Genomic DNA, 23,922 nt, shown 5'->3' on the forward strand with positions numbered 1-23,922 from the left:
ACTCGGTTCCGGCCGGCGTCTCGTTCACCTCCGTACCTAGTCAAGCCGTGCATGACTTGACTAAGAAGGGCGAGGACAGGGTAGCTCACCAAGAGGCAAAGAGTCATGTTGGGCTTGTCTATTTTCCTGGCTAGGAGTCAAGCCCAACCTGATTTGGTGCGGCTGCCGATCTGCGGGTTCGTGCGTTCGTGGGCCGGTCCGGTCTCCGTCGTCAGTGTGGGTTGGTGGGACGCGCGCGGTGGTCCTGCCCCGGAACGCACGAAACCCCCGGGCCGTTGGCTCCGGGGGTGATGTGGGCACAGCGGTGCCCGCTGAAAGGTGGCCTTAGACGCCGAGCCCGGCGTCTGTCAACCTCGGGTGACGGCGGCGGGTGGCGGCGAGGATTTGCCCGCACTGCTCGGCGTCGTACAGCGGTCGGCCGGACCGGTCCCGCGCTGCGACGGGGCAGGCCCCGCGGATGGTGCGCGCCGAGCGGCCGGTCAGCTTCGCGAGGCTGGCGCGGTCGACGAGTAGCCGGTCACCGGTGCGGCGGACGATGGGCGGGCGGGTCACGGGTCGGCGCTCCTGGTCTGGTCGGTGAGGCGGCGGGTTGCCTCGGCGTACGGGTCGGTGATGCTGGCGCCGTCGAGGATCTCGGCGAGCACGGCGGCGAGAGCGCGCTCGACCTGATAGTCGCCGGCGATCGCGACGTACCAGTCGGGCGGGGCCAGGCCAGACCCGGCGGAGTGGGCGGCGAACCCGGCCCGGGTAGTGCGGCGGAGGTGCTCGGCGGCGTGCTCCAGCTGGCGTTGCCGCTGCAACCCGGCAGCCAGGCGTTGATCGGCCCGGAACGGCTGGCCGCGATGAAACCGGGGGCCTGGCTGGTGAACACCGCGCGCGGGGCGATCGTGGATCGGGACGCGCTGGTGGAGTCCGTGACGAGCGGGTACCTGGGCGGCTACGCGGGCGACACGTGGTACCCGCAGTCGGCGCCTGCCGACCACCTGTGGCGCACCATGCCCCGGCACGCGATGACGATCCACCGCTCGGGCATGGCGCAGCAGCGCATCACCGCCGGTGTTCGCGAGGTGCTCGACGCCCACCTGCGCGGCGAACCGCTCCCCGAGGACTTCGTCGTCGTGGCCTGGTCCCGCGGCGTTCACTCGCTCGGCGGCCGGGTTGGACCTGATCCGCTCTATGGCGGCGGTCCTCGGCCGTGCTACCAAGATTGCGTCGATCACGGTTCCGGCGGTGCGCGGGGGGCCCGGTCCGGCGGCGACCCGGGAGAGGGCGGTGGCACGCGGGGAGGGCTGTCATGGCGGAGGTTCCGGAGGTGCTCGACGGCGCGCGGATCCACCAGCAGGCGGACGCGTTGCGGGCGGCGGGTCCGGCGGTCCGGGTGCGGTTGCCGGAGGGCGGTGAGGTCTGGTCGGTCACCCGCGGCGAGGTGATCACCCGCCTGCTGGCCGATCCGGTGATCGTCAAGGACGCGCGGTGGAGCCTGCCGGGCGCGCGCCCGGGGGAGTGGCCGTGGTTGTTCCCGGCGGTCCGGGTGGCGGAACCGGAGCCGGTCGACGGGGTGCGCCACGAGCGGCTGGCCGCGCTGGTCCGCGAGGCCTTCACCGCCGACCGCATCGCCGCGTTGCGTCCCGAGGTGGCGGCGCTGGTCGACTGCCTCCTGGAGAACATGGCCAACGGGCGCACCGGCGGGGCGGTGGACTTCCGCGCCTCCTTCGCCGCGCTGCTGCCTTCGCGGGTGATCTGCGCGCTGCTCGGCGTGCCCGACGCGCTCCGCGCGGAGCTGCGGGGTGCGCTGGACGACGTGCTCGACGCGGGTGCGGGCCGGGTGCCCAAGCGGGAGGAGCTGCTCGACGCCCTGCGCGCGTTGGTCCGCAGCAAGCGCGAGCGCCCCGGGGACGACCTGACGAGCGCGCTGCTGCACGTCGACCGGCTCACCGACACCGAGCTGCTCGGCGTCCTGGCGCTGCTGGTCGGGGCGGGCAGCGGCACCGTCGTCTCGCTGCTCGACCACGCCGTCTACGAGCTGCTGCGCGACCCGGCGCAGTTGGAGGAGGTCCGCACGGCCGACCGGTGGCCGGACGTGGTGGACGAGGTGCTGCGGCTGCACCCGCCGATCGTGCACCTGCCGCTGCGCTACGCGACGGCCGACGTCGACCTCGGCGACGGGGTGGTGATCGCGGCGGGCGAGCCGGTCCTGATCGGCTACGGGGTGCCCGGCCGCGATCCGGCGGTGCACCCGGAACCGGCGCGCTTCGCGGTGGACCGGGGGGACAAGGCGCACCTGGCGTTCGGCCACGGCGTGCACCGGTGCCTGGGCGCCCCGCTCGCCCGGATGCAGGCCGAGGTGGCGCTGCCGAGGCTGTTCGACCGGTTTCCCGACCTGGCGCTGGCCGAACCGACCGGCGTGCCGCCCCGGCGCCCGTCCTACATCGGCAACGACTTCAGCAGCGTGCTGGTGCACTTGGGCGGATCCCACTCGCACTGAGCACGCGCATCGGTGCCGGGGCGGGAATAGCGCTGCCGGGGGCGGTGTTGCTGGTGGACATGCGAGTTGTGGGAGCCACCGAGTACGGCGGACCGGAAGCGCTGCGCGTCGTCGAGGTCCCGGAGCGGCACGCCGGTCCGGGCGAGGTGCGGGTGCGGGTGCGCGCGGCCGCGGTCAACCCGACCGACACCTACGTCGCCAGCGGGGACCGGAAGAAGGCGCAGCAGGAGCAGGAACCGCCGTACGTGCCGGGCATGGACGTCGCGGGAGTGCTCGACGAGATCGGCGAGGGGACGAGCACGGACCTGGCGGTCGGCGAGCACGTGATGGCGATCGTGGTGCCCTCGGGCTCCCACGGCGGGTACGCGGAGAGCCTGGTGCTGCCCGCCGGCTCCGTGGTGCGGGTGCCCGCCGGGGCCGACGACGTCGCCGCCTCGACGCTGCCGATGAACGGCCTGACCGCCCGCCGCGCGCTCGACCTGCTGGCCCTGCGCCCGGGCCAGGTGCTCGCGGTGACCGGTGCGGCCGGTGCGTTCGGCGGGTACGTCATCCAGCTCGCCAAGGCCGAGGGCCTGCGGGTGATCGCCGACGCGGCCCCGAAGGACGAGGAGCTGGTCCGCGAGCTCGGTGCCGACGTGGTGGTCCCCCGGGGCGACGACGTCGCCGAGCGCATCCGCGAGGTGGAACCCGACGGGGTGGACGCGGTCGCCGACGGCGCGGTGCAGAACGAGCTGGTGCTCCCCGCGGTCCGCGACGGCGGAGCGGTGGCCACGGTGCGGTTCTGGCGCGGCGAGGCGGAGCGGGGCATCGCCCTGCACCCGGTGCTGGTGGTGGACTACGCCGAGGAGCGGGAGCTGCTCGACCGGCTGCGCGCGCAGGTCGAGGACGGCACGCTGACGCTGCGGGTCGCCCGGACCTTCCCCGCCGAGCAGGCGGCCGAGGCGCACCGGACGCTGGCGGCGGGGGGCACCCGGGGCCGCCTCGTGCTGGAGTTCTGAGGTCCGGTCGGTCCCCCCGCGCCGCTCGGTGCGGTGGGACCGACCGGTCCACTGCGGACGGTGGCCCGGAGGTGGCGGCCGGTGACGTCACCGTGACGAGAGGCGTCGCGGCGGGAGCGCCGACCTCGTCCGCGGTGGTGCGCCGCTGTGCACAGGGGACGGATCCCGCCGCCCCCGCGAGCGCCGATCATGATCCCCTCCGAGTGAGGGAAAAACGCCTTTGTTACTCTGAGTCGGTACGCCGGTTGAGGACCTAGCCGCGCTGGTACCCCGCAAGCTTTGGGATCTGCGTCCCGGAGCCCGAGGGGCTACGAGGAGACGCGGGATGAGGAACGAGACCGGCTACGAACTCGCACGAGCGCTGAGCGCGGCGGCGCGGCGCTTCGACGCCGAACAGGACGTCGACGCGACCCTGCGCGCGATCACCGACACCGCCGTGCGCACCGTGCCGGGCGTCGACCACGCCGGCATCAGCTGGGTGGAGCGCCGCCGGTTCGTCCCGAAGGCCGCCACGCACGAGCTCGTCGCCCACTGCGACCGGCTCCAGTCCGAACTCGGCGAAGGGCCGTGCGCGCAGGCGATCCGGACCCGGGGCGCCGTCTACGTCGCGGACATGGCCAGCGAGCGCCGCTGGCCCGCCTTCGCGCCGAAGGCCGTCGAGCGGGGCGTGCGCAGCATGGTGTCCGTCCAGCTCCACGCCGGCGCCGAGACGCTCGGCGCGCTGAACCTCTACGCGCTGGGCGCGGCCATCGACCCGGCCGCGCTGGGCGTCGGCGAGCTGTTCGCCACCCACGCCGCGATGGCGCTGACGGTCAAGCGGCGCGATGACCAGCTCAACCGGGCGGTGGCCACCCGCGACGTGATCGGCCAGGCCAAGGGGCTGCTGATGGCGCGCGAGGGCATCGGCCCGGACGCGGCGTTCCGCTTGCTGGTCACGGCTTCCCAGGACACCAACCGGCGGCTCGCCGAGGTGGCCCGGATGCTGGTGGAGGAGCACCTGCGCGGCGTCGGCGACCCGCCGTCGGGATGACCGGCGGGTGCGGGTTTTCCGCGCTGCCCGGTGCGGTAACCGGTGGTGTGCGACTGGTGCGCTTGCCCGGTGTCTACCGCCCGCAGGGCGACACCGGGTTGTTGGCCGAAGCCCTGCTCGACGCGGGTCTGCGCCCGGGGAGCGCGGTGCTCGACGTGGGCACCGGGACGGGCGCGCTGGCCATCGCGGCGGCGCGGGCCGGGGCGGGTCGGGTGCTGGCGGTCGACGTCTCCCGCCGTGCGGTGCTCGCCGCCCGGCTGAACACGGCGCTGCGCGGCCTGCCGGTGCGGGTGGCGCGGACCGACGTGCTCCGCCACGAGCTGCTGGAACGCTTCGACGTGATCGTGTCCAACCCGCCCTACGTCCCCGCTCCGGAGCCGACCGTGCCGACGCGCGGGCGGGCGCGGGCGTGGGATGCCGGGCGCGACGGGCGGGCGCTGCTGGACCGGCTCTGCGCGCTGGCCCCGGCGCTGCTGCACCCGAGGGGCACGCTGCTGCTGGTCCACTCCGCGCTGTCCGATGTGGACACCACGCTGCGCCGGTTGCGCGGGAGCAGGCTGGCCGCCTCGGTGGTGGCCCGCCGCAGGCAGGAGTTCGGCCCGGTGCTGCGCGGCCGGACCGCGCTGCTGGAGGACCGGGGGCTGATCGCGCCCGGACAGCGGGAGGAGGAATTGGTGGTGGTGCGCGGTGAGCGCCCGGCCGACTGACGACCGGTGGCCCGACGACCGGTGGCCCGACGACCGCGGCGGACCGGGTGGCCGGGACCGGCGCCGGGTGACGCTCGTGCGCGGTGGACCGGTCCTCGTCGAAGGCCCCGTGGAACTGGTCTGCGACGACGGCACCGCGGTGACCTCGGACCGGGTCGTGGTCGCGGTGTGCGCGTGCCGCCGCAGCCGCCGCTACCCGTTCTGCGACACCAGCCACCGGCGCGGCGCCGGCCGGAGCCGCCGCGGTCCCGAGGACTGAGCGGCTGCCGCGCCGGCCCCGCGGGCGGGTTCGGCGGGTGCCTCAGGCGGAGCGCAGCGAACTGGTGCGCTGCCGCCAGCACCGCGCGAGGTGCGCGCTCAGCGCGTCCTCCAGCGCGGTGGTCGCCCGGATGCCCAGCAGCACGTCGGCGCGCAGGCCCGGCTCCCGGTCGAGCAGGTCGCCGATGACGTCGCGGCGCATGAGCTGCTCGTGCACCGCGTCGGCCTCTACGTGCTCGGTGAAGAAGAACTGGCACGCCGGGTCGGCGCCGACCCGGCGCAGTCCGTGGGCGATCCGCTCGGCGCTGGGCGCGGTGGTGATCTCGGCCGTGCTGAAGTGCCCGACCAGCGCCCCGCGCAACGCCCGGTGCAACCCGAACAGCGACATCAGGTTGACCAGCGCGAGCTGCGGCGCGGGCACCTGGTCGAAGTAGTGCAGGTAGTCGTCGGACATCCCGGCGCCCACCAGCAGGTCGCCGAAGAGGCGGGCGTGGACCCGCTCGCCCCGCCCACCGCCGAACTCGTCGAACTCGACGGCCATCAGCGAGGCCTTGGCCTGGCCCTGGAGCCGGGGCACCGCCCAGATGTGCGGATCGGCCTCCTTGAGGTGGTAGATCGAGCGGTGCGCGAAGAACTCCTGGAACTGCCACCACTCGGCCTCGTCGCGCAGGTGCTGGGGCACGCTGCCCTCGCCCGGCTCCACCAGCAGCGCGTCCAGCGCCTCGGTCAGGTCGTCGGGGCCCTCGGCCTCGTCCCGCAGCGCGCCCAGGAAGTTCCGCTCCAACGCGGCGCGCAGCCGCAGCAGCTCGGGTTCCCACTCCCAATCCGGGGAGACCCCCGCGAAGCCCCGGTAGTGCAGTTCGTAGCAGGTGTGCAGGGCCACCGCGAGGTCCTCGCCGCGGGGATCGGCGCGTTCGGCCTCGTCCAGCGGCAGCGGTCCCGGTGGGGGTGGGCCGGCCAGCGCGTCGAGCACGGCCGCGGACACCGGCCCCCGGGAGCGCGGCAGCGGCGGCGACGTGCTCGCCTGGTCGGGCGCGGTGGTCATCGGTGGCAACAGCACCTCCCGTGTTCGTCGACGTGCGGTCAGGACGGCGGTTTCGGTTCCTTCGACGGCAGCGGGCGCACCGCCGGGCCTTCCAGCACCCCGCCGTCGACGTCGAACCGGGAGCCGTGGCACGGGCAGTCCCAGGTGCGCTCGGCGCCGTTGAACCGGACCAGGCAGCCCAGGTGCGTGCAGCGCAGTCCGACCGCGTGCAATCCGCCGTCGTCGTCCCGGTAGACGCCGCTGAGCTCCACGCCGTCGCGGACGATCCGCGCCTCGCCGCTCGGGATCTCGTCGACCTCCTCGACCTGCGAGCGCACCATCCGGTCGGCCGCGAAGTGGGCGCCGACGCGGAGGTTCATCTTCCCGAGCACCGGTGCGGCCCGGGGCGAGACCCGGTTCGGCGACAGCGCTTCGGCCCACGCGTTGTCCTGGCCGGTGATGAGGTCGGCGAGCACCGTCCCGGCGAACGTGCCACCGGTCAGGCCCCACTTCATGAACCCCGTGGCCACGTAGGTGCGCGCGGACACCGGGGTGTACGGGCCGACCATCGGGAAGCGGTCGTAGGGCACCGGGTCCTGCGCCGACCACCGGTGCGTCACCTCCGCGACGTCCCAGTGCTCCCGGGCGAAGGCCTCCAGCCGGTCGTAGGGACCCGTCCCGGCCACCGCCCCGGCCGGGTGCCCTTCCCCGGCCAGCACGAGGCGCCCGTCGTAGGAGCGGATCGACCGGGTCGGCTGCCCGGTGTTGATCCCGAGGTCCTGCGGCGCGTCACCGCGGATGCGGGCGGCCAGCGCGTAGGAGCGGTGCGGTTCCAACCGCGCGAAGTAGAAGCCCCGGTCCCAGACGGGGTAGTGGGTGGCGACCACGACGCGGTCGCCGACGGCGGTGCCGTGCTCGGTCTCCACCCGGCACGGCGAACCCTCGCGCAGGCGCAGCGCCCGGGTGCCCTCGAAGATCGCGCCGCCCGCGCGCACCAGGGCCGCGGCCAGGCCCAGCGCGTAGCGCACCGGGTGGAACTCGATCTGGTCGTCCAGCTTGACCGCCCCGGCTACCGGGAACGGCAGGTCGACCACGGTGCTGAACGTGATGGGCAGACCGGCTTCCCGCGCGGCCTGCGCCTCCTGCTCCACGGCGGGCAGATCGCTCGCCCCGGTGGCGTAGGTGTAGGCGGGCCGGCGCCGCAGGTCGCACTCGATGCCCTCCTGCTCGGCGAGCCGGGCGATCTCGGCGACCGCGTGGGTGTTCGCCGCCGCGTACACCTGGGCCGCCTCGGTGCCTCGGTGCGCGCGGATGGCGCTGTGGACGGTGGACTGCAACGCCGTGGCCTTGGCGGTGTTGTACGCCGTGGTCGCCCCGGCGACCCGGCCCGCCTCGACGACCGCGACCCGCACCCCCCGCCGCGCCAGTTGCAGGGCGGTGGTGAGCCCCGCGATCCCGGCGCCGACCACCACCACGTCGCAGCGGTGCTCCCCGCGCAGCGCCGGGTGCTCCGGCCGGTCGACCTCGGACCACAACGAGTCGCGCACAGCGTCCATGCCGGGCGGGATACCCGGGCGGGCCGGTCGCTACGCCTGCGGATCAGCGCCGCCGCGAGCGCCGGGGTGCCCGCTCCTGCTCAGGTTCCTGCTCCTGCTCTTGGTCCTGGTCCTGCCCCTGGTCGTCGCTCATGGCGTCCTCGTGGCTGCGCACCACTTCCTCGTCGCGGATCTCGCCGCGCCAGCCCGGGGTGTCCTCCTGCTCCAGGATCGTGCGGGTCATCATGTGCCGCTTGATGTGCCGGAAATCCGCCCGCGCCCGGCGGCCCTGCGCCCGCCACAGCGCGGCGGTCTTCTCCAGGAACCCGTCCGGGCGGTACTCCAGCACGAGCAGCACGCGGGTCAGGGTCGGCGTCAGCTCGTGGAACGTGACGGCGCCGTCCACGGACCCCTTCGCGCCCTCGGAGCGCCAGACGATCCGCTCGTCCGGGACCTGCTCGACGATGGTCGACGTCCAGGTCCGGTGCGACAGGAAGATCTGCGCTCGCCAGCGCGCCGTCGCGTCGTCGTCGTGCTCGACGGACTCGACCTTGCGGGTGAATTCCGGGTAGTCGCCGAACTGGGTCCACTGGTCGTAGACGACCCGCAGCGGCAATCCCACGTCGACGTTCTCGACGATGTTGACGACCTTGCCGCCGCCACCACCGCCTCCGCCTCCTCCGCCGCTTCCGCCGGAGGAGCCCGTGGCCTTCTCCTTCACCTTGGAAGCGGCGGAGCCCAGCACCTGGCGGGCACCGCCCCCGCCGGTGAGCGCGGCGGCCAGCCCGGACCCGTCGTTGTCCACCACGTCGGTGAGCCGGTCGGCCAGCCGGTCGACCTTGTCCTCGACCACCCCGACCAACCGGGACACCGCGGCGTCGAGCAGACCGCGCGCGGCCTGCTCCAGCCGCCCCACCGGGTCGTCCTCGCGCTCGGCCATCACGACCCCCTCCTCGTGCGGGTGGAACCGCCACCGGAGGCCCTCGCGCCGGAGGACCGGGACGTGGCGGGCTTGCGCGGCCGGGCGGGCGCGGCCGGGCGGCGCCGGGGCGCGGGGACCTGCGCCTCGGGCTCCTCCTGCTCGCCCCGGCTCTCGTCCTCGTCCTCGCTCCCGCCTTCGCCCTGCTCGTCCTCGTCGCGGTCCCGGCTCTGGCCCCGGCCCCGGCCCCGGTCCCGCTTCCGGTCGTCCCGGTCGCGGTCGTCCTCGTCGCGCCGGTCGTCCTCGTCGGACCCCGATCCCCCGGCGGCCCGGGTGAGCGAGTCGGTGAGCGCCTCGATCCGGTGGGTGGCCGCGGAGGTGGCCGCGCTCCGGGCGACGTCGAACAGGCGTCCGCGCAGGCTCTCGCCGAGCTGGCGCAACTCGGGCGAGGAGGTCACCGCCTCGCCCGCTTTGTGCAGGAGCGCCTGGGAACCCCCGCCCAGCCGCTTGCCCGCCAGGTAGCCGCCGACGGCGAAGGCGAGCTTCGCCTTGCGGCTCCGCCCGAGGGCGTAGCCGACCGCGACGGCGGTCGCGATCCGTGGTCCTGCCTTCATCCGCTCGACCTCCCGTGCCACGGCGTGCCGGTCCCGCTCCGCGCGGGCGGGCTGCGTTGACGGTACGAGCGGGGCACCCTCGGAACCCGGGTCCAAAGGCCCTACTCGCCCGGCGGGCCGTGCACTACGGGTGGAGGAACGCGGAGGCGCGCACGGTCGGAGGGGGAGGCGGACATGGTCGACGGCACCGAGGGCGGCGAGGACCGGCAGGAGATCAACTCGGCGGAGGCGCGGCGCAAGGGCGAGCCGGACGTGCACCTGGACGTGCCGGACCTGCGGGTCGACGAGCTCAACCTGGAGGTCTCCGACCTGCGCGCCAAGGTGTCGTTGCAGGCCGAGGTCGGTGACCTGCTCAAGCTCAACGTCGGGGTGGACGCCGTGCTCGGCCGGGCCGCGCTGGAGCTCAAGGGGGTCGAGGCGCAGGCGCTGCTCGACGTCCGGCTCGACGAGGTCGCCGCGATCCTGGAGAACGTGCTGCGCACCATCGACCGGCATCCCGAGGTCCTGCAGCACGTGGCGCGCGGCGTGGAGTCGGCGGCCGGCGGCGTCGGATCGGCCGCCGAGCAGGTCGGCCGCGGCGCGGGTGCGGCGACCGAGGAGATCGGCGAAGGTGCCGGGGCGGCCACCCGCGAGGTCGGCGAAGGCGCCGGGTCGGCGACCCGCGAGGTCGGTGAGGGGGCCGGGTCGGCCACCCGCTCGCTGGGGGCCGGTGCGGAGTCGGCGACCGAGGACGTCGGGCGCACGGCCCAGGACGTCGGGGGGAGTGCGGGCCGGACGGCGGAGGACGCCGGCGCAGCCGCCCGCGACACCGCATCGGGTGATTCCGGCGGGGACGCCGGGGAAGGCGAGGGCGGCGCGGACCCTTCCGAGCAGGCCGGCCGGGAGCGGTGGGAGCGACGACGCGCGGCGCGGCGGGAGCACCGCCCACCACCGCGCCGGGAACGGTCGGCGGGCCGTCGGGAGCCGCGGCGCTGAACCCGGTGGTCTCCTACTCGGGATCGCTGCGGGCGCGGCGGCTCACCGCCGACGAGGTCAGCGGGAACCGGTTGAGGTTCACCGGTCGGCCGGCGCACCGGGTGCGCTCGGGCGGCGACCGGGCGAACCTCCCGAGTCCGCTGGAGCCGGGGACGCCGTACCGCGACGTGCGGGTGCGGCGGTGGTTCAGCACCGGCCTCCGTCCCGATGACTACTCCTAGTGGGCAATTTTGTGGCTGACCGTCCGCGACTGTCGCTCTGACGTGGTTGTTCTTGAGAGGGCGAACACAAAGAGTGTTCGTCGCTGCGGAGGTGCTGGCACGGTCGTATCCGTGCCTCGGGGTTCCTGCCTGGGGCGTTGTCCCCGTGAAAGGACCCGTGTTGCGCGCCCGACTCGAGACGATGTTCCGCGCGCTGAGGCATCCGAACTACCGGCGCTGGGCCGTCGCCGACTTCGTCTCGGTGACCGGCGCCTGGATGCAGAACCTGGCGCTGAACTGGTACGTGCTCACCGAGACCGGTTCCCCGGGGCTGCTCGGCCTCTCCCTGCTGTTCCAGACGCTGCCCGGGGTGCTGCTGGCCTCCTGGTCGGGTGCGCTGGCCGACCGCTGGCCCGCCAAGCGCATCATCTTCGTGACGCAGTCGCTGCACGGGCTGCTCGCGCTCGTGCTGGCCGCCTGCGCCTTCCTCGACGGACCGCTGGCCGGTGTCTACGCCATCGCGCTGGTCTCCGGCGTGGTCAGCGTGTTCGACGGCCCGGCGCTGGGCCGCTTCGGCGCGCAACTGGTCGCGCGGGAGGACTTGAGCAACGCCCTCGGCCTGGGGTCGATCCTGAGCTCCGGCGGCCGCATCCTCGGCATGGGGCTGGCGGGTGCGCTGGTCGCGGTCACCGGCGTGCCGCTGCTGTTCGTGCTCAACGGGCTGAGCTTCATCGCGGTGCTGGTCGCGATCGCGCGGGTGCGCGACGACCAGCTCTACCCGCTGGCCACCAGCGACGCCGCGCGCACCGGGGTCAAGGCGGGCCTGAAGTACGTGCTCGGCCACCGGCCGCTGGTCGTGATGTTCCTGCTCAGCTTCGTGCTGTCCTGCCTGGGCCGCAACTACCAGGTGACGATGGCGGCGATGGCCAACGGCCCGCTCGGCGCCGGTGCCTCCGGCTACAGCACGCTGTCGGTGGTGTTCGCGGTCGGCACCGTGGTCGGCGGGCTGGTCGCGGCGGCCTTCCGCCAGCTCACCCTGAGCCTGCTGCTGTTCGCCGCGATGATCACCAGCGCCCTGCAGTTCGTCAGCGGCGCCTCGGGGACGATCTGGCAGTTCGCCGCCATCATGTTCCCGATCGCGATCGGCGCGGTGGTGCTCGACACCGCCACCAGCACCCGGATCCAGCTCGACACCGACGAGGACATGCGCGGCCGGGTGCTCGCGGCCAAGGCCATGGTGACCGCCGCCTCCGGTGCGGTCGGCGGGCCGCTGCTGGGCTGGCTCTCGGAGGTCTCCGGTCCGGGCTGGGCGTTGGAGGTCGCCGGGATCGCCACCGTCCTGGCCACCGGTGTCGCCTGGCTGGCCTTCGCCCGGATGCCGGAGCGCCGCGCCCTGCCCGCCCGCTCCCGGTGGGCGCGGTTGGCGGAGGTCGCTCCGGTCCCGCAGCCCGCCCGACCCGCGACGGCGGGTGCGGCGGCGAGCTGACCGGCTCAGCGCGCCGCGGGCACCGACTCCAGCAGCGCCGCCAGCCGCCGGGTCGCCTGCCGGGCTTCCGGCAGGTCCTGGAGCATCCAGCCGTGGAACATGCCGGGGTACTCCTCGTAGTCCAGCGGGACGGCGTGCTGGGCGGCCAGTTCCCGGAACCGGCGGGCGTCGGACAGCAGCACGTCCCGGGTGCCGCTGAACACGACGGTCGGCCCCAGCCCGTCCAGACCGCCGTAGAGCGGGCTGACCCGGGGGTCGTGCGGGCTGAGGCCGTCGGCGTAGAGCAGGCCGGCCTCGCGCAGCCCGGGACGGCTCAGGTACGGATCGGTCCGGTCGAGCCCGGCCATGGCCGGGTGGGCGGCCGAGACGTCCAGCCAGGGCGAGATCAGCACGGTGCGGCGGGGCAGCGGCCGGTGCTGGTCGCGCAGCCACTGCGCCAGGTGCAGGCCCAGCCCGCCGCCGGCGGAGTCGCCCATGACGACCTGCCGGTCCGGCGCCAGCTCGCCGAGGGTGCGCTCGTAGCACTCCTCCACCACCGGCAGCACTTCCCGGTGGGTGTGCTCCGGCGCGAGCGGGTAGAGCGGCACCGCCACCGCGCACCCGGTCGTCCGCACCAAGCGGTCCAGGAAGCGCCAGTGGGCCCCTTCGATGCCGTGCACGTACGCGCCGCCGTGCAGGTACAGCACGTGGTACGGGACCGGGCCCGACTCCGGGGTGATCCGGAAGTACGGGAAACCGCGCACGTCGTGGCAGGAGATCCGGCAGCCGCGGAACGTCCCGCGCGGCACCCGGGGCACCGCGGACGGGTGCCGGATGCTCTCGTGCAGCTTGTCGACGTCGGAGAACACGCGCTTGCGCCGGGTGATCCGGTACTTCGCGATCACCGCTCGGCTGCGCAGGCTCGTCATCGCAGAACACCTCCGCGGCGGAGGGCGCGGCGGGTCAGCTCCGGCACGCCCGGGAGACGGCGTAGGCGACGGCGGCCGCCACCGCGACCGCGGCGACCGCGCCGAGCACCGGGGGCGGGACCCCGGTGGCCCGGCTGCGCTGCGCGTAGCGGTGCGCCGCCGCCTTCGACCGCCCGGTGACGTCGGTGCGGTGCCGCAGCTCGTGCAGCGTCTCCGCCAGCTCCTGCTTGGCCAGGTCGTGCTCGGCGCGCAGCTCCGCGGGCGGATCGCCGTCGGACAGGTGCCGGCTCGGGCGTTCCGTGGTCATTTCCGCACCGCCTCGCTCAGCTCGTGGTAGTCGTCGTTGACCGATTCGACCAGGCCGCCGCGCTGCCCCGGCACGGTGCGGCGCAGCCGGGTCCGCCCGACCAGCGCCGCGATCCCGGCAGCGGCCAGCAGCACGGCGGCCACGATCAGCGCGGACAGCCAGGCGGGCAGCACCAGCGCCAGCGCCAGCACCGCCACGGCCACCAGCGTCGCGCCCCCGAACATCGCCAGGATCCCGGCGGCGCCGAACATGGCGGCACCGATCCCGGCCTGCTTGCCCTTGGTCTGGAGTTCCCGCTGCGCCAACCGCATCTCGCTGCGCACCAGGCGGGTGAGCTGGTCGCTCAGATCGGTCATGAGCTGCGCGGTGGATCGGTCGGTCGCGGGTTGGCCGTGAACGGGTTCCACTCGGGTCGTCATGGTGGACCTCGCGATCTCGTCGTGGCGTTGTCGCGCGGTCGCGGTCGGCGACCGCTTCCACTCCGGTGGCCTACCCGGACCCGGCCGCCGCCATTCCTCACCGCGCCGGACGGCGCGGCGGGCCCGCGGCCGGGTGGCTCCGCTGCGGAACGCGGGTGAACTCCGGTCGGCGGGACCTCAACCCGCCCGGATCGCCGCCGATCACCGGAGCAGGTGCCCGCGCCGGGCGCCACCGCCCACGACGAGGAGGCACGGCCATGACCGACACCTACGCCGCACCCGAGCTGACCGAGGTCGGCGAGTTCGCCGCCGACACCCTGGGGCTGGGCGGCGTGCTCTACGACGCCACCGCTCGGCACTCGTACTGAGCCGTTCGCGGAGCCGCTGAGAGGCCGGGCCGCCGGGACCGGCCCCTCCGCGCGCCGCACGGCGGCGGGTCGCTCAGAAGCCGCCGAAGGTCCGCGCGGCGGCCTGGATCCGCAGCTCCTCCAGCGCCTCGAGCTGGTGGTCGGCGCGGGTGATCAGCTCGCGGAGCCGGTCGGCGTCGAGCCGCCGGTCGGTCTCGGCGCGGCTGAGCAGGGTGCGCCACCCGGCGGCCTTGCCGCGCACGCCGAGCGCCAGCATTTCCAGCTCCAGCACCGAGCTCAGCGGGGTGGGCGTCCACAGCGCACCGTTGAGCTTGAGCCGCCCCGCCTTCTCCGCCAGCCAGGCGAGGGCCACCTTGTGCGGGGCGACGCGGACACCGATCGAGCGCATGGCGCCGTGCAGCGAGGCCCGGTCGGCCCGGATCTCCCGGGCCAGCGCGTCGAGCTCGCACCCGGTGGCCGTTCCCCGGTGCCTGCGGGCGATCCGGGCGGCCAGCGCGGTACCGAGGGTCGACCCCGCGAGGTGGTCGTTGAGGTAGATGCCCAGCATCCGTTCCGGGTTCGGTGGTGACGTTGCCACGGTGACCTCCGATGGTTCGGGCCCCCGAGCTACCCCGCGGCGCGTCGCCGCAACCGGGTCGTCAGGTGGCCTCGGGATCGTGCAGGTGCGCGCGTTCCCCGTCGTGGTCGAAGAGGGTGAGGATCTCCACGGGTCCGTCGGCGGCACCGATCGCGTGCGGGACCATGGTCGAGAACTCGGCCGCCTCGCCCGCGCCGACCTCGATGGTCCGCTCCCCGAGCCGCAGCCGGGCCGTGCCGGAGAGCACGGTGAACCACTCCCGCCCCGGGTGCACGGCGAGCTCGTCCACCACCCGTTGCGGGGTGATCCGCATCTTCGCCACGCTCACGCCGTGCAGCGCCCGCTCGCGGGAGAGCAGCCAGGTCGTCACCCCGCGGGTGTGCTCGGGTTCCGGCCGGATCACCACGTCCTCGTCCTCGGCGGACTCGACGAGCTGGTCCAGCGTGGTGCCGAGGGCGCGGGCGAGGGGCACGAGCTGGTCGAGGGCGATCCGGCGGTGCCCGGTCTCGATGCGGCTCAGCGTCGACGGGCTGAGGTAGCAGCGGGCGGCCAGGGCGTCCAGCGACCAGCCGCGCGCCAGCCGCAGCCCGCGGATCCGCTGCCGGATCAGGCCGTCCAGGGCGTTTTCTTGCGTCATCGGCAAGAGTGTATGCCTCGGACGCAGGACGCGTCTAGTCTGGACGCATGGCACAGCACTCGGACCACCACGGCGACGGCGGACACGACCACGGCGCGCTCGCGGACCTGCTCGAACGGGACGCGGAGGTGTTCGCCGCGTACCTGGACGACCTGGTGGCGTGGGTCGCGCGCCACGCTCCGGACGACCCGCGCGCGATCGTCGACCTGGGCGCGGGCCCGGGTGCGGGTGGTTTCGCGCTGGCCGGGCGCTTCCCGGCGGCCGAGCTGGTGGCGGTCGACCGGTCGGAACCCATGCTGGAACGGCTCCGCGCGGCGGCGTCCGGGGCGGACCTGGCCGACCGGGTGCGCGCGGTGCGGGCCGACCTGGACGCGGGCTTACCCGAGGTCGGGGCGCCGGACGTCGTGTGGGCGGCCTCGCTGCTGCACGAGGTCGCCGACCCGGACCGGCTGCTCCGCGAGGTCCGCGCCGCCCTGCGGCCCGGCGGGCTGCTGGCCGTCGTCGAGCTGGACGACCTGCCGTTCTTCCTGCCCGCCGACGTCGGCCGGGGACGGCCCGGCCTGGAGGAGCGGTGCCACGAGGTGGTGGCGCAGGCGCGCTGGAACGCCCACCCCGACTGGCGCTCCCACCTGGAGCGCGCCGGTTTCGACGTGGTCGGGCAGCGGTCGTTCGCCGCCGAGGCGGACCCGGCGCCGCCGAGCGCCGGGCGCTACGCGCACGGTTACCTGAGCCGGATCCGCGCGGCCTTCGCCGACCGGCTGGACCCCGACGACGTCGAGGTCCTGGACCACCTGCTCAGCGCCGACGGTCCCGAGTCCGTCCTGCACCGCCGGGATCTCGTGGTCCGCGGCACCCGGACCGCCTGGGCGGCCCGGCCGTCCGGCGCCGAGGAGGGCACCGGATGAGCGGCCTCGCCCGCACGAGCGCCGTCCTCGCGCGGCACCGGGTCAGCGGACGGTGCCCGGGCGGCCGGCCAGGACGGCGGCGACGAGCTGGACGGCGCAGGCCGCGCAGAGCAGGAGCAGCGGCGCGCGGGTGTCGGCGGTGAAGTCGTGCGCCAGGGTGATGGCGGCCAGTCCCGCGGCGGTGAGCGCATAGCCGCCGCCCTGCGCCATCGCCGAGAGCCGGGTGGTCTCACCGGTGGAGGTGGTGCTCTCCGGGATCAGCGCCAGCGCCAGGGACAGCGCGGCCATCCCGGCCCCGAGCAGCAGCGCCCACAGCACCGGCAGCGCGGCGGGTGCGATCAGCAGCCCGAGCAGCCCGAGCCCACCGCCGAGCGTGGTGGCGACCAGCCACGGGGCGTAGGAGTCGCGGCGCCCGGCGCGCAGGGTCGCGATCAGCGACACCACGATCGACGCGCCCATGCTCAGCGCGGTGAGCTCGCCCGCTTCGATCGCGGTCATCCCGGCCCGGTCCCGGAACAGCACGGGCTGCCAGGACAGCAGGGTGACCGCGAACAGCGATTGGAGCCCGAAGAACACCGTGATCTGCCACGCCCGCGCCGAGCGGACCAGCGAGCGCCCCGGCGCGGGGGTGGCGGCGCGCCGGGGGCGGCCGAACCGCAGGAACGGCAGCCACGCCAGCAGCGCCACGGCGGCGGGGACCGACCACAGCGCGACCCCGGTGCGCAGTCCCGCCGCGGTGCTGAGCACCGGCGTGCTCCAGCCCGCGAGCCCCGCTCCGACGCTGATCGTCGCGGCGTAGGCCAGGGTGAGCGTGCCCGCGTGCTCCGGGCTCTCCTGCTTCACCGCCGCCGGGAGCACCACGTTGAGCAGCGCCAGGGCGCAGCACGCCGCCGCTGTCCCGACCAGCAGCAGACCGCCGCCGCCGAACGCCCGCACCCCGAGCGAACCCGCCAGCATGCCGAGCCCGCCGGTGATCGTCGCCGAGGCGCCCCAGCGCCGCTGCAACCCCGGTCCGGCCAGCGCGGCACCGGCGAAGCACACGGCGGGCAGCGCGGTCACACCCGCGACCACCGCGGTACGCAGGTGCAGCGCCGAGCGCAGTTCGGGCAGCACCGATCCGGCGCTGGCGATGCTGGCCCGCAGGTTCAGCGCGGTCAGCAGGATCGCCGCGACCCACCACAGCATCCGCCAGCGGGGCGGCGACGGCTCCCGGACCACCGGGATCAGCGCCGTCGTCGCGCTCGCCGCGGGATCGACGAGCGGGGTGACCGCGGTGATCTCCTCGGTGGCCGCTTCGACCGGCGCGGTGGTCTCGGCGTCCCCGTGGATCGGCGCGGTGGTCTCGGCATCTCCGCGGATCGGCGCGGTGGTCTCAGCTTCTCCGTGGATCGGAACGGTGGTCTCCACGGCCGGAATCGGTTCCGTGCGCGCGTCCTCGGGGATCGGGGTGGTGCGCTCCAGATCGCTCAGCGCCGGGGGCAGCGGACAGGTCGCGTCGTTCACCCGCGGCCCTCGGCGGCGAGCGGCGTTCGTGATCGGTGCGCCAACACCGCACCAGTGGATCACGCACCGCACCCGCTCGTGCACGCGGTCCGGCCCGCACCGCTCGGATGCCGGGGTTTCGAAGGCGCCCGCTCGACATCGGTGCCGTGATCGGGTTCCCTCGGGGCACGACACCGAGGAGGGTCCATGAAGGAGCTGTTCGCGCTCGACGGCCGCACCGCCGTGGTGACCGGAGGCGCGCAGGGCATCGGCGAGGCGATCGCCACCGGGCTGCGGGACGCCGGGGCACGGGTGTTCATCTGCGACGTCAACCCGGAGGCGGGCGAGGCCACCGCGCAGCGGCTCGGGGTCGAGTTCGTCGCCGCCGACGTCACCGACTCCGCCGCCGTGGAGAGCGCGTTCCAGCACGTCGCCGACACCGCCGGAGCGCTGGACATCGCGGTCAACAACGCGGGCGTGGTGCAGAACCTGCCCAGCGAGGAACTCAGCGACGAGGACTGGCGGCACGTGCTGTCGGTCAACCTGGACGGCGTGTTCTACTGCTGCCGCGCGGCCGGGCGGCTGATGCTCGCGCAGGGCTCCGGCAGCATCATCAACACCGGCAGCATGAGCGGGCACATCGCGAACCGGCCGCAGCCCCAGTCGGCCTACAACACCGCCAAGGCGGGGGTCATCCACCTGACGAAGTCGCTGGCGGGCGAGTGGTCGTCGCGCGGCGTGCGGGTCAACTCCATCTCGCCCGGCTACGTCGGCACCGAGCTCACCAAGCGCGGCATGGGCAACGAGGAGTGGCGGCGGGTCTGGCTGGAGGGCACCCCGCTCGGCCGCGTCGGGGAGCCGACCGAGATCGCCCCCGCGGTGGTCTTCCTCGCCTCCGACGCGAGCAGCTACTGCACCGGGACCGATCTCGTGGTCGACGGCGGCTACACGGTGTGGTGATCGGCCGCGCCGCGTGGCGCCGTCGGTGCGGTCGGGCAGGATGGCGACCGTGAGCACAACCGAACGCATCATGCCCCCGCTGGACGCCGACGAGCGCGCCTCGTTGGAGAGCTGGCTGGACTTCTACCGCGCCACCCTGGCGCAGAAGTGCGACGGACTGACCGACGGCCAGCTCCGCGAGGCCGCGGTGCCGCCTTCCCCGCTGACCCTGCTGGGAGTGGTGCGGCACATGGCCGAGGTCGAGCGGAGCTGGTTCCGCCGGGTCCTGGCCGAGGAGGACGCGCCGCCGATCTTCGCCGCGGCGGGGACCTCCGCGCACGACGGCGGTTTCGAGTTCGACGCGGACGCCACCGGCGAGCAGGCGGTGTCCTGCTGGCGCGCCGAGATCGCGCGGGCGGAGGACAACTGCGCCGCCCGCGGCCTCGACCACACCAGCCCGTTCCACGGCGGGCAGGTCACGCTGCGCTGGATCTACCAGCACATGATCGGCGAGTACGCCCGGCACTGCGGCCACGCGGACCTGCTGCGCGAACGGATCGACGGGCGCACCGGGGTCTGAGCGCCCGTCCTCGGGAGCTCAGTGCCGGGCGGGCACGGCGGCGGCGTGGCAGGCGCCGAGCCCTTCGGCGCGGGAGACCACCCGTCCGGCCTCGATCCGCACCGCCACCTCGGTGTCATCGCGCACGGCGGGCACCCCGGCCGCGGCGGCGAGGACCCCGGAGGAGTCGCAGACCACCTGGAGACCGGGCCAGGCCCGCTCGGGGAACGACGCCCGCAGGCATCCGCCGAGGTCGGCGATGGCCAGCCGGACCAGTCCGGCGAGTTCGCCGGGGTCCTCGGTGACGGCCACGGCGGTGACCCGCGCATCGGCCGGGGCGGCCCGCACCGCGTCCTCGACGCCGGAGAGCCGGTGCACGCCCAGCACGGCGACCACGCCGTCGGCGTCGAGCCGGGCCGGGCGCCCGCGCACCAGGTCGGCGGCCTCGGGCGGCGACCACGGCTCGTCGGCGGGCTGCGCGGGCGGCGCGAGCGACGGCGGGTGCCAGGCGTCGTCGAAGTCCTGATCGGCCAGCCGGGCGCAGGTGCGCGCCACGTCGAAGGGTTCGCCGAACCCCGGCGCGGCGGCGGCCAGCCGGCTCGCGCCGTGCAGCGCGGTCAACGCCGCCGCGGCGGCGCGCACCCGCCGCCCGCCCGGGTCCAGCCGCTCCAAGGCCAACCCGAGCAGCAGCGCGTCGACCCGCACGAGCTGGGCGAACGGCCGCCGGATGCGCGGATCGCCGAGCACCTCGGGGATCAGGTCCACGTCGATCCGGGCGTCGCCGTGGCGCTCGTCGGTGGCCAGCGGCAGTCGGGACAACCAGGTCCGGGCGAAGGCGCCGAGGGCGTCCCCGCCGGCGCGGACCGAGTCCGGGGCGGCCGGGACGGGGGCGTTCTCGGCGGCCTCGGCGAGCACCGCGAAGTACAGCGCCCGCTTGCCCGGGAAGTTGGAGTACACCGCACCCCGCGTCAGCTCGGCCCGCTCGGCGATCCGGTCCACCTTGGCCTCGCGGAACCCGCGCTCGGCGAACTCCTCGCGCGCCGCGCGCAGCACCTTGCCGCGGTTGAGCCGCTGCGCTTCCGCCCTGCTGAGCCGGGCCACCCGAATCCCCTCCCCGGTCGTCGGTGCGGGACAACGATACTGCCCGCTCCGGCGGGGTCCGGTCACCGCACGCCGTCGACGGCGGCGGCGAGCTCGGCGCTCCAGGCGGCGAGCAGCCGCTCCCCGTCGTCGGCGGTGGCGCCGCGCGGGTCGCCGAGCACCCCGCCGGGGGAGACGGCGCGCACGCCGCGGGCGCGCAGCCGGTCGATCAGCTCGGGCAGCGGTGCGGTGTTGCCCGCGGCCACGAGGTCCGCGCGCACCGCGCCGGCGCGCAGCGCGAGCAGCACCGCGGTCTCGGTGAACCCGGCGTGGCTGTCGTCGGCGGGGCCGCTCGGTTCCCACGCCGCGACCCGCCGCCCTTCGGCGCGCAGCCGGGACACCGCCCGGCGCACCGGGGCCCGGTTCCCGCCGTGCGCGCTGACCAGGACGACCCCGGCGAAGGAGTCGGCCGACCGCACCAGCTCCACCAGCAGCAGTTCGGTGGCGGCCTGGCCGAGGGAGAGGGTGCCGGGGAAGCCGGCGTGCTCGCCGCTGGAGCCGTAGGCGACGGGCGGCGCCAGCACCACGTCCGCGCGGCTGGCGGCCACCCGCTCGCACAGCGCGACCGCGATGTCGGTGTCCACCGTGCACGGCAGGTGCGGCCCGTGCTGCTCGGTCGCCCCGACCGGGACCAGCAGCGCGCTGCGGCCGGCCATCGCTCCGACCTCGGGCCAGGTCAGGTCGGACAGCCGCGTCATGCGCCGCGCACCGGGACGCTGGACCGTCCGGGCAGGTCGGTCAGGTGCGGCAGCAGGGCACCCGCGGAACGTTCGCGCAGCGCGCCCCAGCAGACCCCGGCGCCGTAGGCGAGGTCGTCGGCGAGCCGCGCCGCCGTCCACCGCACCGGGTCCAGCTCCGGCCGTTCGCGCCACCACGCCACCAGGTGCCGGGCCGCGATCAGGCCCGCGGCGATCCGGCCGGACCGGGTGCGCAGCAGCGGCCAGGCCAGCGGTGCCCACGGGCGGGCGAGGGCGTCGGCCAGCAGCCGGACCGCGCCGAGGTGGCCGAGCGCGGCCAGCCGCACCGCCTCCCGGCCCGGGACGCCGACCCGGCCGAGCTTGCGCACCAGCAGCGCCGCGCTGGTGGCCACGAGCGCGGCGCCGGTTCCCCGGCGGCCCAGCAGCAGGGCGGCCCAGGCGGCGGCGCTCCACACCGACAGCCGCACCGGCGCCACCGCGCTGCCGTGCCGCCGCGCCAGCGGGGCGGCCGAGGTGCCGTAGGCGAAGCGCTGCCGCACCCATCCCGCCCAGCTCGCGCGGGGGGCGTGCCCGACCTCGGCGGCGGGTTCGTAGCGCACCTGGTACCCGGCCGCGACCAGCCGCCACACCAGGTCCACGTCCTCGCCGAACCGCAGCGACTCGTCGAAGCCGCCCACCTCGGCGAGCGCCTCGGCGCGCACCACCAGCGCGGCCGAGGGCACGTGGCCGATCCGGCCGCCGGGGCGGACCGGCCCGGGTTCGGCACCGAGGTCCAGCGACGACCGGGCGCGTTCGTAGCGGGCCAGCGCACCCCGGCCGGGCAGGCTGCGCACCCGGGGCGCCACCGCGGCCACCGCCGGGTCGGCGAACTGGGCCAGCAGCGGATCCAGCCAGCCCGGCGGCGGCGCGGTGTCGGCGTCGAGGAACGCCACCAGCGGTGCGGTGGTGCGGTGCCACCCGGCGTTGCGGGCCGCCGCCGGGCCGCGCGGACGCCGGTGCCGGACGGCGGCGCCCGGCACCGGCGCGGCCGAACCGTCGTCCACGACCAGCACGTCGGCCACCCCGGCCACCGCGTCGGCCACCCGGGCGGCCCCGGCGGTGTCGTCGCGGACCGGGATCACCACCGCCACGTCGGCCGGACCCCACCGGGATGCCGGGTACCGCGGGTGGGCGAGTCCGCTGTGGACGATCCGGTCGGCCAGCGCCCGTTCCGCCGCGCGCGGGGTGACCGGATCGCCGTCCAGCCAGCGCCCCACCAGCGCGGCCCCGGCCGCACCGAGCCGCAGCACCCGCAGCGGGGACCCGCCGAGCAGCGCGCGCCCGCCGTCGAGCACCCGCAGCGACGGGTCGGGGACCAGGCGCAGCGAGCCCGGTCCGGGCTGGTCGGGCGGGTGCGGGCCGCTCACGCGGTGAACCCCCCGTCGGCGTGCACCACGGTGCCGGTCACCGCCGAGGACGCCGGACCGCACAGCCAGCACACCGCCGCGGCCACCTCCGCCGGCTCCAGCAGCCGGTCGACGAGCTGGTGCCCGCTGAACTCCTCCACGTCGTCGAGGTCGTAGAGCGCCGCGGTCGCGGTGAGCATCGCGGTGCGGGTCGAACCCGGTGACACGGCGGTCGCGGTGATCCCGGTGCCGCGCAGATCGGTGGCCAGCCCGCGGATCAACCCGACCACGGCGTGCTTGGCGGCGTTGTACCCGGCGAGGTGGTAGAGCCCGCGGTGCGCGGCGGCCGAGGCCAGCGCCACGAACCGGCCGCTGGGCCGGGGCCGGCGCAGCATCGCGGGCACGGCCGCGGCGGCCAGGTGCGCCACCCCGCGCACCCCGACGTCGAACAGCGCGTCCCACTCCGCCGCCGGGGATTCCCACAGCGGTCGGCCGCCCGCCATCACCGCCGCCGCGGCGACCGCCGCGTCCAGCCCGCCGAACTCGTCCTCGGCCACCGCGACCGCCTCGCGCAGCGCGGCCGGGTCGCGGACGTCGGCGACCACGTCGCGCACCGCGCCCGGATGGCGCCGGGCCAGGGCGCGCAGTTCCGCGCGGGTGCCCAGCGGGTATCCGGCCCCGGCGACCTCGCCGCACAGGTCCGCTGCCACCACCCGCCAGCCGTCCCCGGCGAGCTGCTCCACGACGGCGGCACCGATGCCCCGGGCGGCTCCGGTGACCACGGCGACCCGGGGGCTCACCGGTGCTCCTCGGGCAGGTACCCGTGCCGGTCCAGGTAGGACAGCAGCACCTCCACCGCCGCCGCGGCGGACCCGGGCGTGCTGAGCACCGGAGGTTCGGCCGGGGCGGCGCCGCCGGTGAGCTCGCGGATGCGGTGCAGCGGCGCGTCCCCCGCGGGCGCCGGGAGCTCCCGGGCCCGCGGCCGGTGCGCCCGGACCTCGCCCCAGCGCACCGCTCGCGCCGATTCCGGCTGCACCGGCTCGACCACCGGCTCGACCACCGGGACGTCGCGCCGCCGCGCCGCGCGCACCGCGGCCAGCCCGGCCCGGCGCAGCGGCAGGCCGCCCTCCACCGACACCACGGCGGGGGCGCGCAGCCGCAGCAGCTCCCGCCGTCCGCCGTCGATCCGGCGCCGCACCAGCAGCTCCGCGCCGTCGGCCTCGACGTGCACCGCGCCGAGGGCCTGCCGGGCACCGAGCAGCGCGGCCAGGAACGCGGGCACCGCGCCGGTCCCGCCGTCCGGCGAGCGGTCCCCGCACAGCACCAGCGCGGGCGCGCGGTGCCGGATCGCGGCGGCCAGCGCCGCG

At 75.7% G+C, this 23,922-nt stretch carries 29 protein-coding genes and 1 pseudogene; 13 read left to right on the top strand and 17 right to left on the bottom strand.

Annotation, left to right across the window (positions count from 1 at the left end):
* Positions 1–324: 324 nt before the first annotated feature.
* Positions 325–552, bottom strand: a complete 228-nt coding sequence (locus ABD976_RS14415) for a hypothetical protein (RefSeq protein WP_345363198.1) — start codon at positions 550–552, stop codon at positions 325–327.
* Positions 549–800, bottom strand: a complete 252-nt coding sequence (locus tag ABD976_RS14420) for a hypothetical protein (protein WP_345363200.1) — start codon at positions 798–800, stop codon at positions 549–551. The genes ABD976_RS14415 and ABD976_RS14420 overlap by 4 nt, the downstream gene beginning before the upstream one ends.
* Here ABD976_RS14420 and ABD976_RS14425 point away from each other — a divergent pair.
* From ABD976_RS14425 to ABD976_RS14450, 6 genes and pseudogenes are all read left to right on the top strand, one after another.
* A pseudogene (locus ABD976_RS14425) lies at positions 774–965 on the top strand (NAD(P)-dependent oxidoreductase); the annotation flags it as partial. The gene ABD976_RS14420 and the pseudogene ABD976_RS14425 overlap by 27 nt on opposite strands.
* Positions 966–1,294: 329 nt before the next feature.
* Positions 1,295–2,485, top strand: a complete 1,191-nt coding sequence (locus ABD976_RS14430; RefSeq protein ID WP_345363202.1) for a cytochrome P450 — start codon at positions 1,295–1,297, stop codon at positions 2,483–2,485.
* A 59-nt stretch (positions 2,486–2,544) separates the two neighbouring features.
* Positions 2,545–3,483 (top strand): NADP-dependent oxidoreductase, encoded by a 939-nt coding sequence (locus ABD976_RS14435; protein WP_345363256.1) that lies wholly within the window; start codon positions 2,545–2,547, stop codon positions 3,481–3,483.
* Positions 3,484–3,808: 325 nt separating this feature from the next.
* The gene (locus ABD976_RS14440; protein WP_345363204.1) at positions 3,809–4,513 is read left to right on the top strand and encodes a GAF and ANTAR domain-containing protein; all 705 of its coding nucleotides are present in this window, start codon (positions 3,809–3,811) and stop codon (positions 4,511–4,513) included.
* A gap of 47 nt (positions 4,514–4,560) precedes the next feature.
* Entirely contained in the window at positions 4,561–5,220 is a 660-nt protein-coding gene (locus ABD976_RS14445; protein ID WP_345363206.1) for a HemK2/MTQ2 family protein methyltransferase, read from the top strand.
* Between the two features lie 67 nt (positions 5,221–5,287).
* Positions 5,288–5,479, top strand: coding sequence for a CDGSH iron-sulfur domain-containing protein (locus ABD976_RS14450; protein ID WP_345363258.1), 192 nt, complete (start codon positions 5,288–5,290; stop codon positions 5,477–5,479).
* Between the two features lie 42 nt (positions 5,480–5,521).
* Here ABD976_RS14450 and ABD976_RS14455 read toward each other — a convergent pair whose 3' ends face one another.
* Genes ABD976_RS14455 through ABD976_RS14470 form a run of 4 tightly spaced genes read right to left on the bottom strand, consistent with a single transcriptional unit; the run spans position 5,522 to position 9,570 of the window.
* Positions 5,522–6,523, bottom strand: coding sequence for an iron-containing redox enzyme family protein (locus ABD976_RS14455; RefSeq protein ID WP_345363208.1), 1,002 nt, complete (start codon positions 6,521–6,523; stop codon positions 5,522–5,524).
* Positions 6,524–6,561: 38 nt separating this feature from the next.
* Positions 6,562–8,058 carry an FAD-dependent oxidoreductase gene (locus ABD976_RS14460; RefSeq protein WP_345363210.1) on the bottom strand — a complete coding sequence of 499 codons (1,497 nt, stop codon included), beginning with the start codon at positions 8,056–8,058 and terminating at the stop codon, positions 6,562–6,564.
* Positions 8,059–8,101: 43 nt separating this feature from the next.
* Positions 8,102–8,977, bottom strand: a complete 876-nt coding sequence (locus ABD976_RS14465) for an SRPBCC family protein (protein WP_345363212.1) — start codon at positions 8,975–8,977, stop codon at positions 8,102–8,104.
* Positions 8,977–9,570: a hypothetical protein gene (locus ABD976_RS14470; protein WP_345363214.1), complete on the bottom strand. Its 594-nt coding sequence runs from the start codon at positions 9,568–9,570 to the stop codon at positions 8,977–8,979. The genes ABD976_RS14465 and ABD976_RS14470 overlap by 1 nt, the downstream gene beginning before the upstream one ends.
* A gap of 174 nt (positions 9,571–9,744) precedes the next feature.
* Between ABD976_RS14470 and ABD976_RS14475 the strand changes: the two genes are divergently transcribed.
* The 3 genes from ABD976_RS14475 to ABD976_RS14485 all read left to right on the top strand — a co-directional run bounded on the left by ABD976_RS14475 (position 9,745) and on the right by ABD976_RS14485 (position 12,231).
* Positions 9,745–10,545, top strand: a complete 801-nt coding sequence (locus ABD976_RS14475) for a hypothetical protein (protein ID WP_345363216.1) — start codon at positions 9,745–9,747, stop codon at positions 10,543–10,545.
* 5 nt (positions 10,546–10,550) lie between these two features.
* The gene (locus ABD976_RS14480) at positions 10,551–10,766 is read left to right on the top strand and encodes a hypothetical protein (RefSeq protein WP_345363218.1); all 216 of its coding nucleotides are present in this window, start codon (positions 10,551–10,553) and stop codon (positions 10,764–10,766) included.
* A 157-nt stretch (positions 10,767–10,923) separates the two neighbouring features.
* Positions 10,924–12,231 (top strand): MFS transporter, encoded by a 1,308-nt coding sequence (locus ABD976_RS14485; RefSeq protein WP_369774762.1) that lies wholly within the window; start codon positions 10,924–10,926, stop codon positions 12,229–12,231.
* A 5-nt stretch (positions 12,232–12,236) separates the two neighbouring features.
* Here the strand turns inward: ABD976_RS14485 and ABD976_RS14490 are convergent, their stop codons facing one another.
* Genes ABD976_RS14490 through ABD976_RS14500 form a run of 3 tightly spaced genes read right to left on the bottom strand, consistent with a single transcriptional unit; the run spans position 12,237 to position 13,802 of the window.
* The gene (locus tag ABD976_RS14490; protein WP_345363222.1) at positions 12,237–13,139 is read right to left on the bottom strand and encodes an alpha/beta hydrolase; all 903 of its coding nucleotides are present in this window, start codon (positions 13,137–13,139) and stop codon (positions 12,237–12,239) included.
* Positions 13,140–13,173: 34 nt separating this feature from the next.
* Positions 13,174–13,446 carry a DUF3618 domain-containing protein gene (locus tag ABD976_RS14495; protein WP_345363224.1) on the bottom strand — a complete coding sequence of 91 codons (273 nt, stop codon included), beginning with the start codon at positions 13,444–13,446 and terminating at the stop codon, positions 13,174–13,176.
* Positions 13,443–13,802: a phage holin family protein gene (locus ABD976_RS14500; RefSeq protein ID WP_345363226.1), complete on the bottom strand. Its 360-nt coding sequence runs from the start codon at positions 13,800–13,802 to the stop codon at positions 13,443–13,445. Before ABD976_RS14500 ends, ABD976_RS14495 begins: the two co-directional genes overlap by 4 nt.
* A gap of 320 nt (positions 13,803–14,122) precedes the next feature.
* On the opposite strand from ABD976_RS14500, the gene ABD976_RS14505 reads away from it, so the two are divergent.
* Entirely contained in the window at positions 14,123–14,233 is a 111-nt protein-coding gene (locus ABD976_RS14505) for a lasso RiPP family leader peptide-containing protein (protein WP_345363228.1), read from the top strand.
* Positions 14,234–14,306: 73 nt separating this feature from the next.
* Here the strand turns inward: ABD976_RS14505 and ABD976_RS14510 are convergent, their stop codons facing one another.
* Together ABD976_RS14510 and ABD976_RS14515 are read right to left on the bottom strand one after the other, a co-directional pair.
* Entirely contained in the window at positions 14,307–14,810 is a 504-nt protein-coding gene (locus ABD976_RS14510; RefSeq protein WP_345363230.1) for a hypothetical protein, read from the bottom strand.
* Between the two features lie 61 nt (positions 14,811–14,871).
* Entirely contained in the window at positions 14,872–15,447 is a 576-nt protein-coding gene (locus tag ABD976_RS14515) for a helix-turn-helix domain-containing protein (protein ID WP_345363232.1), read from the bottom strand.
* Positions 15,448–15,494: 47 nt separating this feature from the next.
* Here ABD976_RS14515 and ABD976_RS14520 point away from each other — a divergent pair, with 47 nt between their 5' ends.
* Complete coding sequence (locus ABD976_RS14520) at positions 15,495–16,352, top strand: class I SAM-dependent methyltransferase (RefSeq protein ID WP_345363234.1); 858 nt, start codon at positions 15,495–15,497, stop codon at positions 16,350–16,352.
* A gap of 42 nt (positions 16,353–16,394) precedes the next feature.
* Here ABD976_RS14520 and ABD976_RS14525 read toward each other — a convergent pair whose 3' ends face one another.
* On the bottom strand, positions 16,395–17,855 hold the full coding sequence (locus tag ABD976_RS14525) for an MFS transporter (protein WP_345363236.1): 1,461 nt from the start codon (positions 17,853–17,855) through the stop codon (positions 16,395–16,397).
* A 186-nt stretch (positions 17,856–18,041) separates the two neighbouring features.
* Here ABD976_RS14525 and ABD976_RS14530 point away from each other — a divergent pair, with 186 nt between their 5' ends.
* Both ABD976_RS14530 and ABD976_RS14535 read left to right on the top strand, forming a co-directional pair.
* The gene (locus ABD976_RS14530) at positions 18,042–18,794 is read left to right on the top strand and encodes an SDR family NAD(P)-dependent oxidoreductase (protein WP_345363238.1); all 753 of its coding nucleotides are present in this window, start codon (positions 18,042–18,044) and stop codon (positions 18,792–18,794) included.
* A 70-nt stretch (positions 18,795–18,864) separates the two neighbouring features.
* Entirely contained in the window at positions 18,865–19,353 is a 489-nt protein-coding gene (locus ABD976_RS14535; RefSeq protein WP_345363260.1) for a DinB family protein, read from the top strand.
* 18 nt (positions 19,354–19,371) lie between these two features.
* Here the strand turns inward: ABD976_RS14535 and ABD976_RS14540 are convergent, their stop codons facing one another.
* The 5 genes from ABD976_RS14540 to ABD976_RS14560 form a co-directional block, all read right to left on the bottom strand.
* A complete protein-coding gene (locus ABD976_RS14540; protein ID WP_345363240.1) occupies positions 19,372–20,433 on the bottom strand; it encodes a TetR/AcrR family transcriptional regulator in 1,062 nt (353 codons plus the stop codon).
* Positions 20,434–20,495: 62 nt separating this feature from the next.
* On the bottom strand, positions 20,496–21,170 hold the full coding sequence (mftE, locus tag ABD976_RS14545; RefSeq protein ID WP_345363242.1) for a mycofactocin biosynthesis peptidyl-dipeptidase MftE: 675 nt from the start codon (positions 21,168–21,170) through the stop codon (positions 20,496–20,498).
* Complete coding sequence (gene mftF, locus ABD976_RS14550) at positions 21,167–22,576, bottom strand: mycofactocin biosynthesis glycosyltransferase MftF (RefSeq protein ID WP_345363244.1); 1,410 nt, start codon at positions 22,574–22,576, stop codon at positions 21,167–21,169. The genes mftE and mftF overlap by 4 nt, the downstream gene beginning before the upstream one ends.
* The gene (locus ABD976_RS14555; RefSeq protein WP_345363246.1) at positions 22,573–23,355 is read right to left on the bottom strand and encodes a mycofactocin-coupled SDR family oxidoreductase; all 783 of its coding nucleotides are present in this window, start codon (positions 23,353–23,355) and stop codon (positions 22,573–22,575) included. Before ABD976_RS14555 ends, mftF begins: the two co-directional genes overlap by 4 nt.
* The coding region (locus tag ABD976_RS14560) for an adenine nucleotide alpha hydrolase family protein (protein WP_486374963.1) at positions 23,352–23,922 on the bottom strand (571 nt) is incomplete at its 5' end. The genes ABD976_RS14560 and ABD976_RS14555, both read right to left, overlap by 4 nt.

The organism is Saccharopolyspora cebuensis, assembly GCF_039542665.1.
GTDB lineage: Bacteria > Actinomycetota > Actinomycetes > Mycobacteriales > Pseudonocardiaceae > Saccharopolyspora > Saccharopolyspora cebuensis.

What these genes read in the sequence shown, in the direction of transcription:
- ABD976_RS14490 (WP_345363222.1), bottom strand. Translation starts at nt 13,139, where the DNA reads ATGACGAGCCTGCGCAGCCGAGCGGTGATCGCGAAGTACCGGATCACC.
- ABD976_RS14495 (WP_345363224.1), bottom strand. Translation starts at nt 13,446, where the DNA reads ATGACCACGGAACGCCCGAGCCGGCACCTGTCCGACGGCGATCCGCCC.
- ABD976_RS14430 (WP_345363202.1), top strand. Translation starts at nt 1,295, where the DNA reads ATGGCGGAGGTTCCGGAGGTGCTCGACGGCGCGCGGATCCACCAGCAG.
- ABD976_RS14460 (WP_345363210.1), bottom strand. Translation starts at nt 8,058, where the DNA reads ATGGACGCTGTGCGCGACTCGTTGTGGTCCGAGGTCGACCGGCCGGAG.
- ABD976_RS14440 (WP_345363204.1), top strand. Translation starts at nt 3,809, where the DNA reads ATGAGGAACGAGACCGGCTACGAACTCGCACGAGCGCTGAGCGCGGCG.
- ABD976_RS14500 (WP_345363226.1), bottom strand. Translation starts at nt 13,802, where the DNA reads ATGACCGATCTGAGCGACCAGCTCACCCGCCTGGTGCGCAGCGAGATG.
- ABD976_RS14505 (WP_345363228.1), top strand. Translation starts at nt 14,123, where the DNA reads ATGACCGACACCTACGCCGCACCCGAGCTGACCGAGGTCGGCGAGTTC.
- mftE (WP_345363242.1), bottom strand. Translation starts at nt 21,170, where the DNA reads ATGACGCGGCTGTCCGACCTGACCTGGCCCGAGGTCGGAGCGATGGCC.
- ABD976_RS14455 (WP_345363208.1), bottom strand. Translation starts at nt 6,523, where the DNA reads ATGACCACCGCGCCCGACCAGGCGAGCACGTCGCCGCCGCTGCCGCGC.
- ABD976_RS14435 (WP_345363256.1), top strand. Translation starts at nt 2,545, where the DNA reads ATGCGAGTTGTGGGAGCCACCGAGTACGGCGGACCGGAAGCGCTGCGC.
- ABD976_RS14470 (WP_345363214.1), bottom strand. Translation starts at nt 9,570, where the DNA reads ATGAAGGCAGGACCACGGATCGCGACCGCCGTCGCGGTCGGCTACGCC.
- ABD976_RS14520 (WP_345363234.1), top strand. Translation starts at nt 15,495, where the DNA reads ATGGCACAGCACTCGGACCACCACGGCGACGGCGGACACGACCACGGC.
- ABD976_RS14515 (WP_345363232.1), bottom strand. Translation starts at nt 15,447, where the DNA reads ATGACGCAAGAAAACGCCCTGGACGGCCTGATCCGGCAGCGGATCCGC.
- ABD976_RS14465 (WP_345363212.1), bottom strand. Translation starts at nt 8,977, where the DNA reads ATGGCCGAGCGCGAGGACGACCCGGTGGGGCGGCTGGAGCAGGCCGCG.
- ABD976_RS14535 (WP_345363260.1), top strand. Translation starts at nt 18,865, where the DNA reads ATGCCCCCGCTGGACGCCGACGAGCGCGCCTCGTTGGAGAGCTGGCTG.
- ABD976_RS14475 (WP_345363216.1), top strand. Translation starts at nt 9,745, where the DNA reads ATGGTCGACGGCACCGAGGGCGGCGAGGACCGGCAGGAGATCAACTCG.
- ABD976_RS14530 (WP_345363238.1), top strand. Translation starts at nt 18,042, where the DNA reads ATGAAGGAGCTGTTCGCGCTCGACGGCCGCACCGCCGTGGTGACCGGA.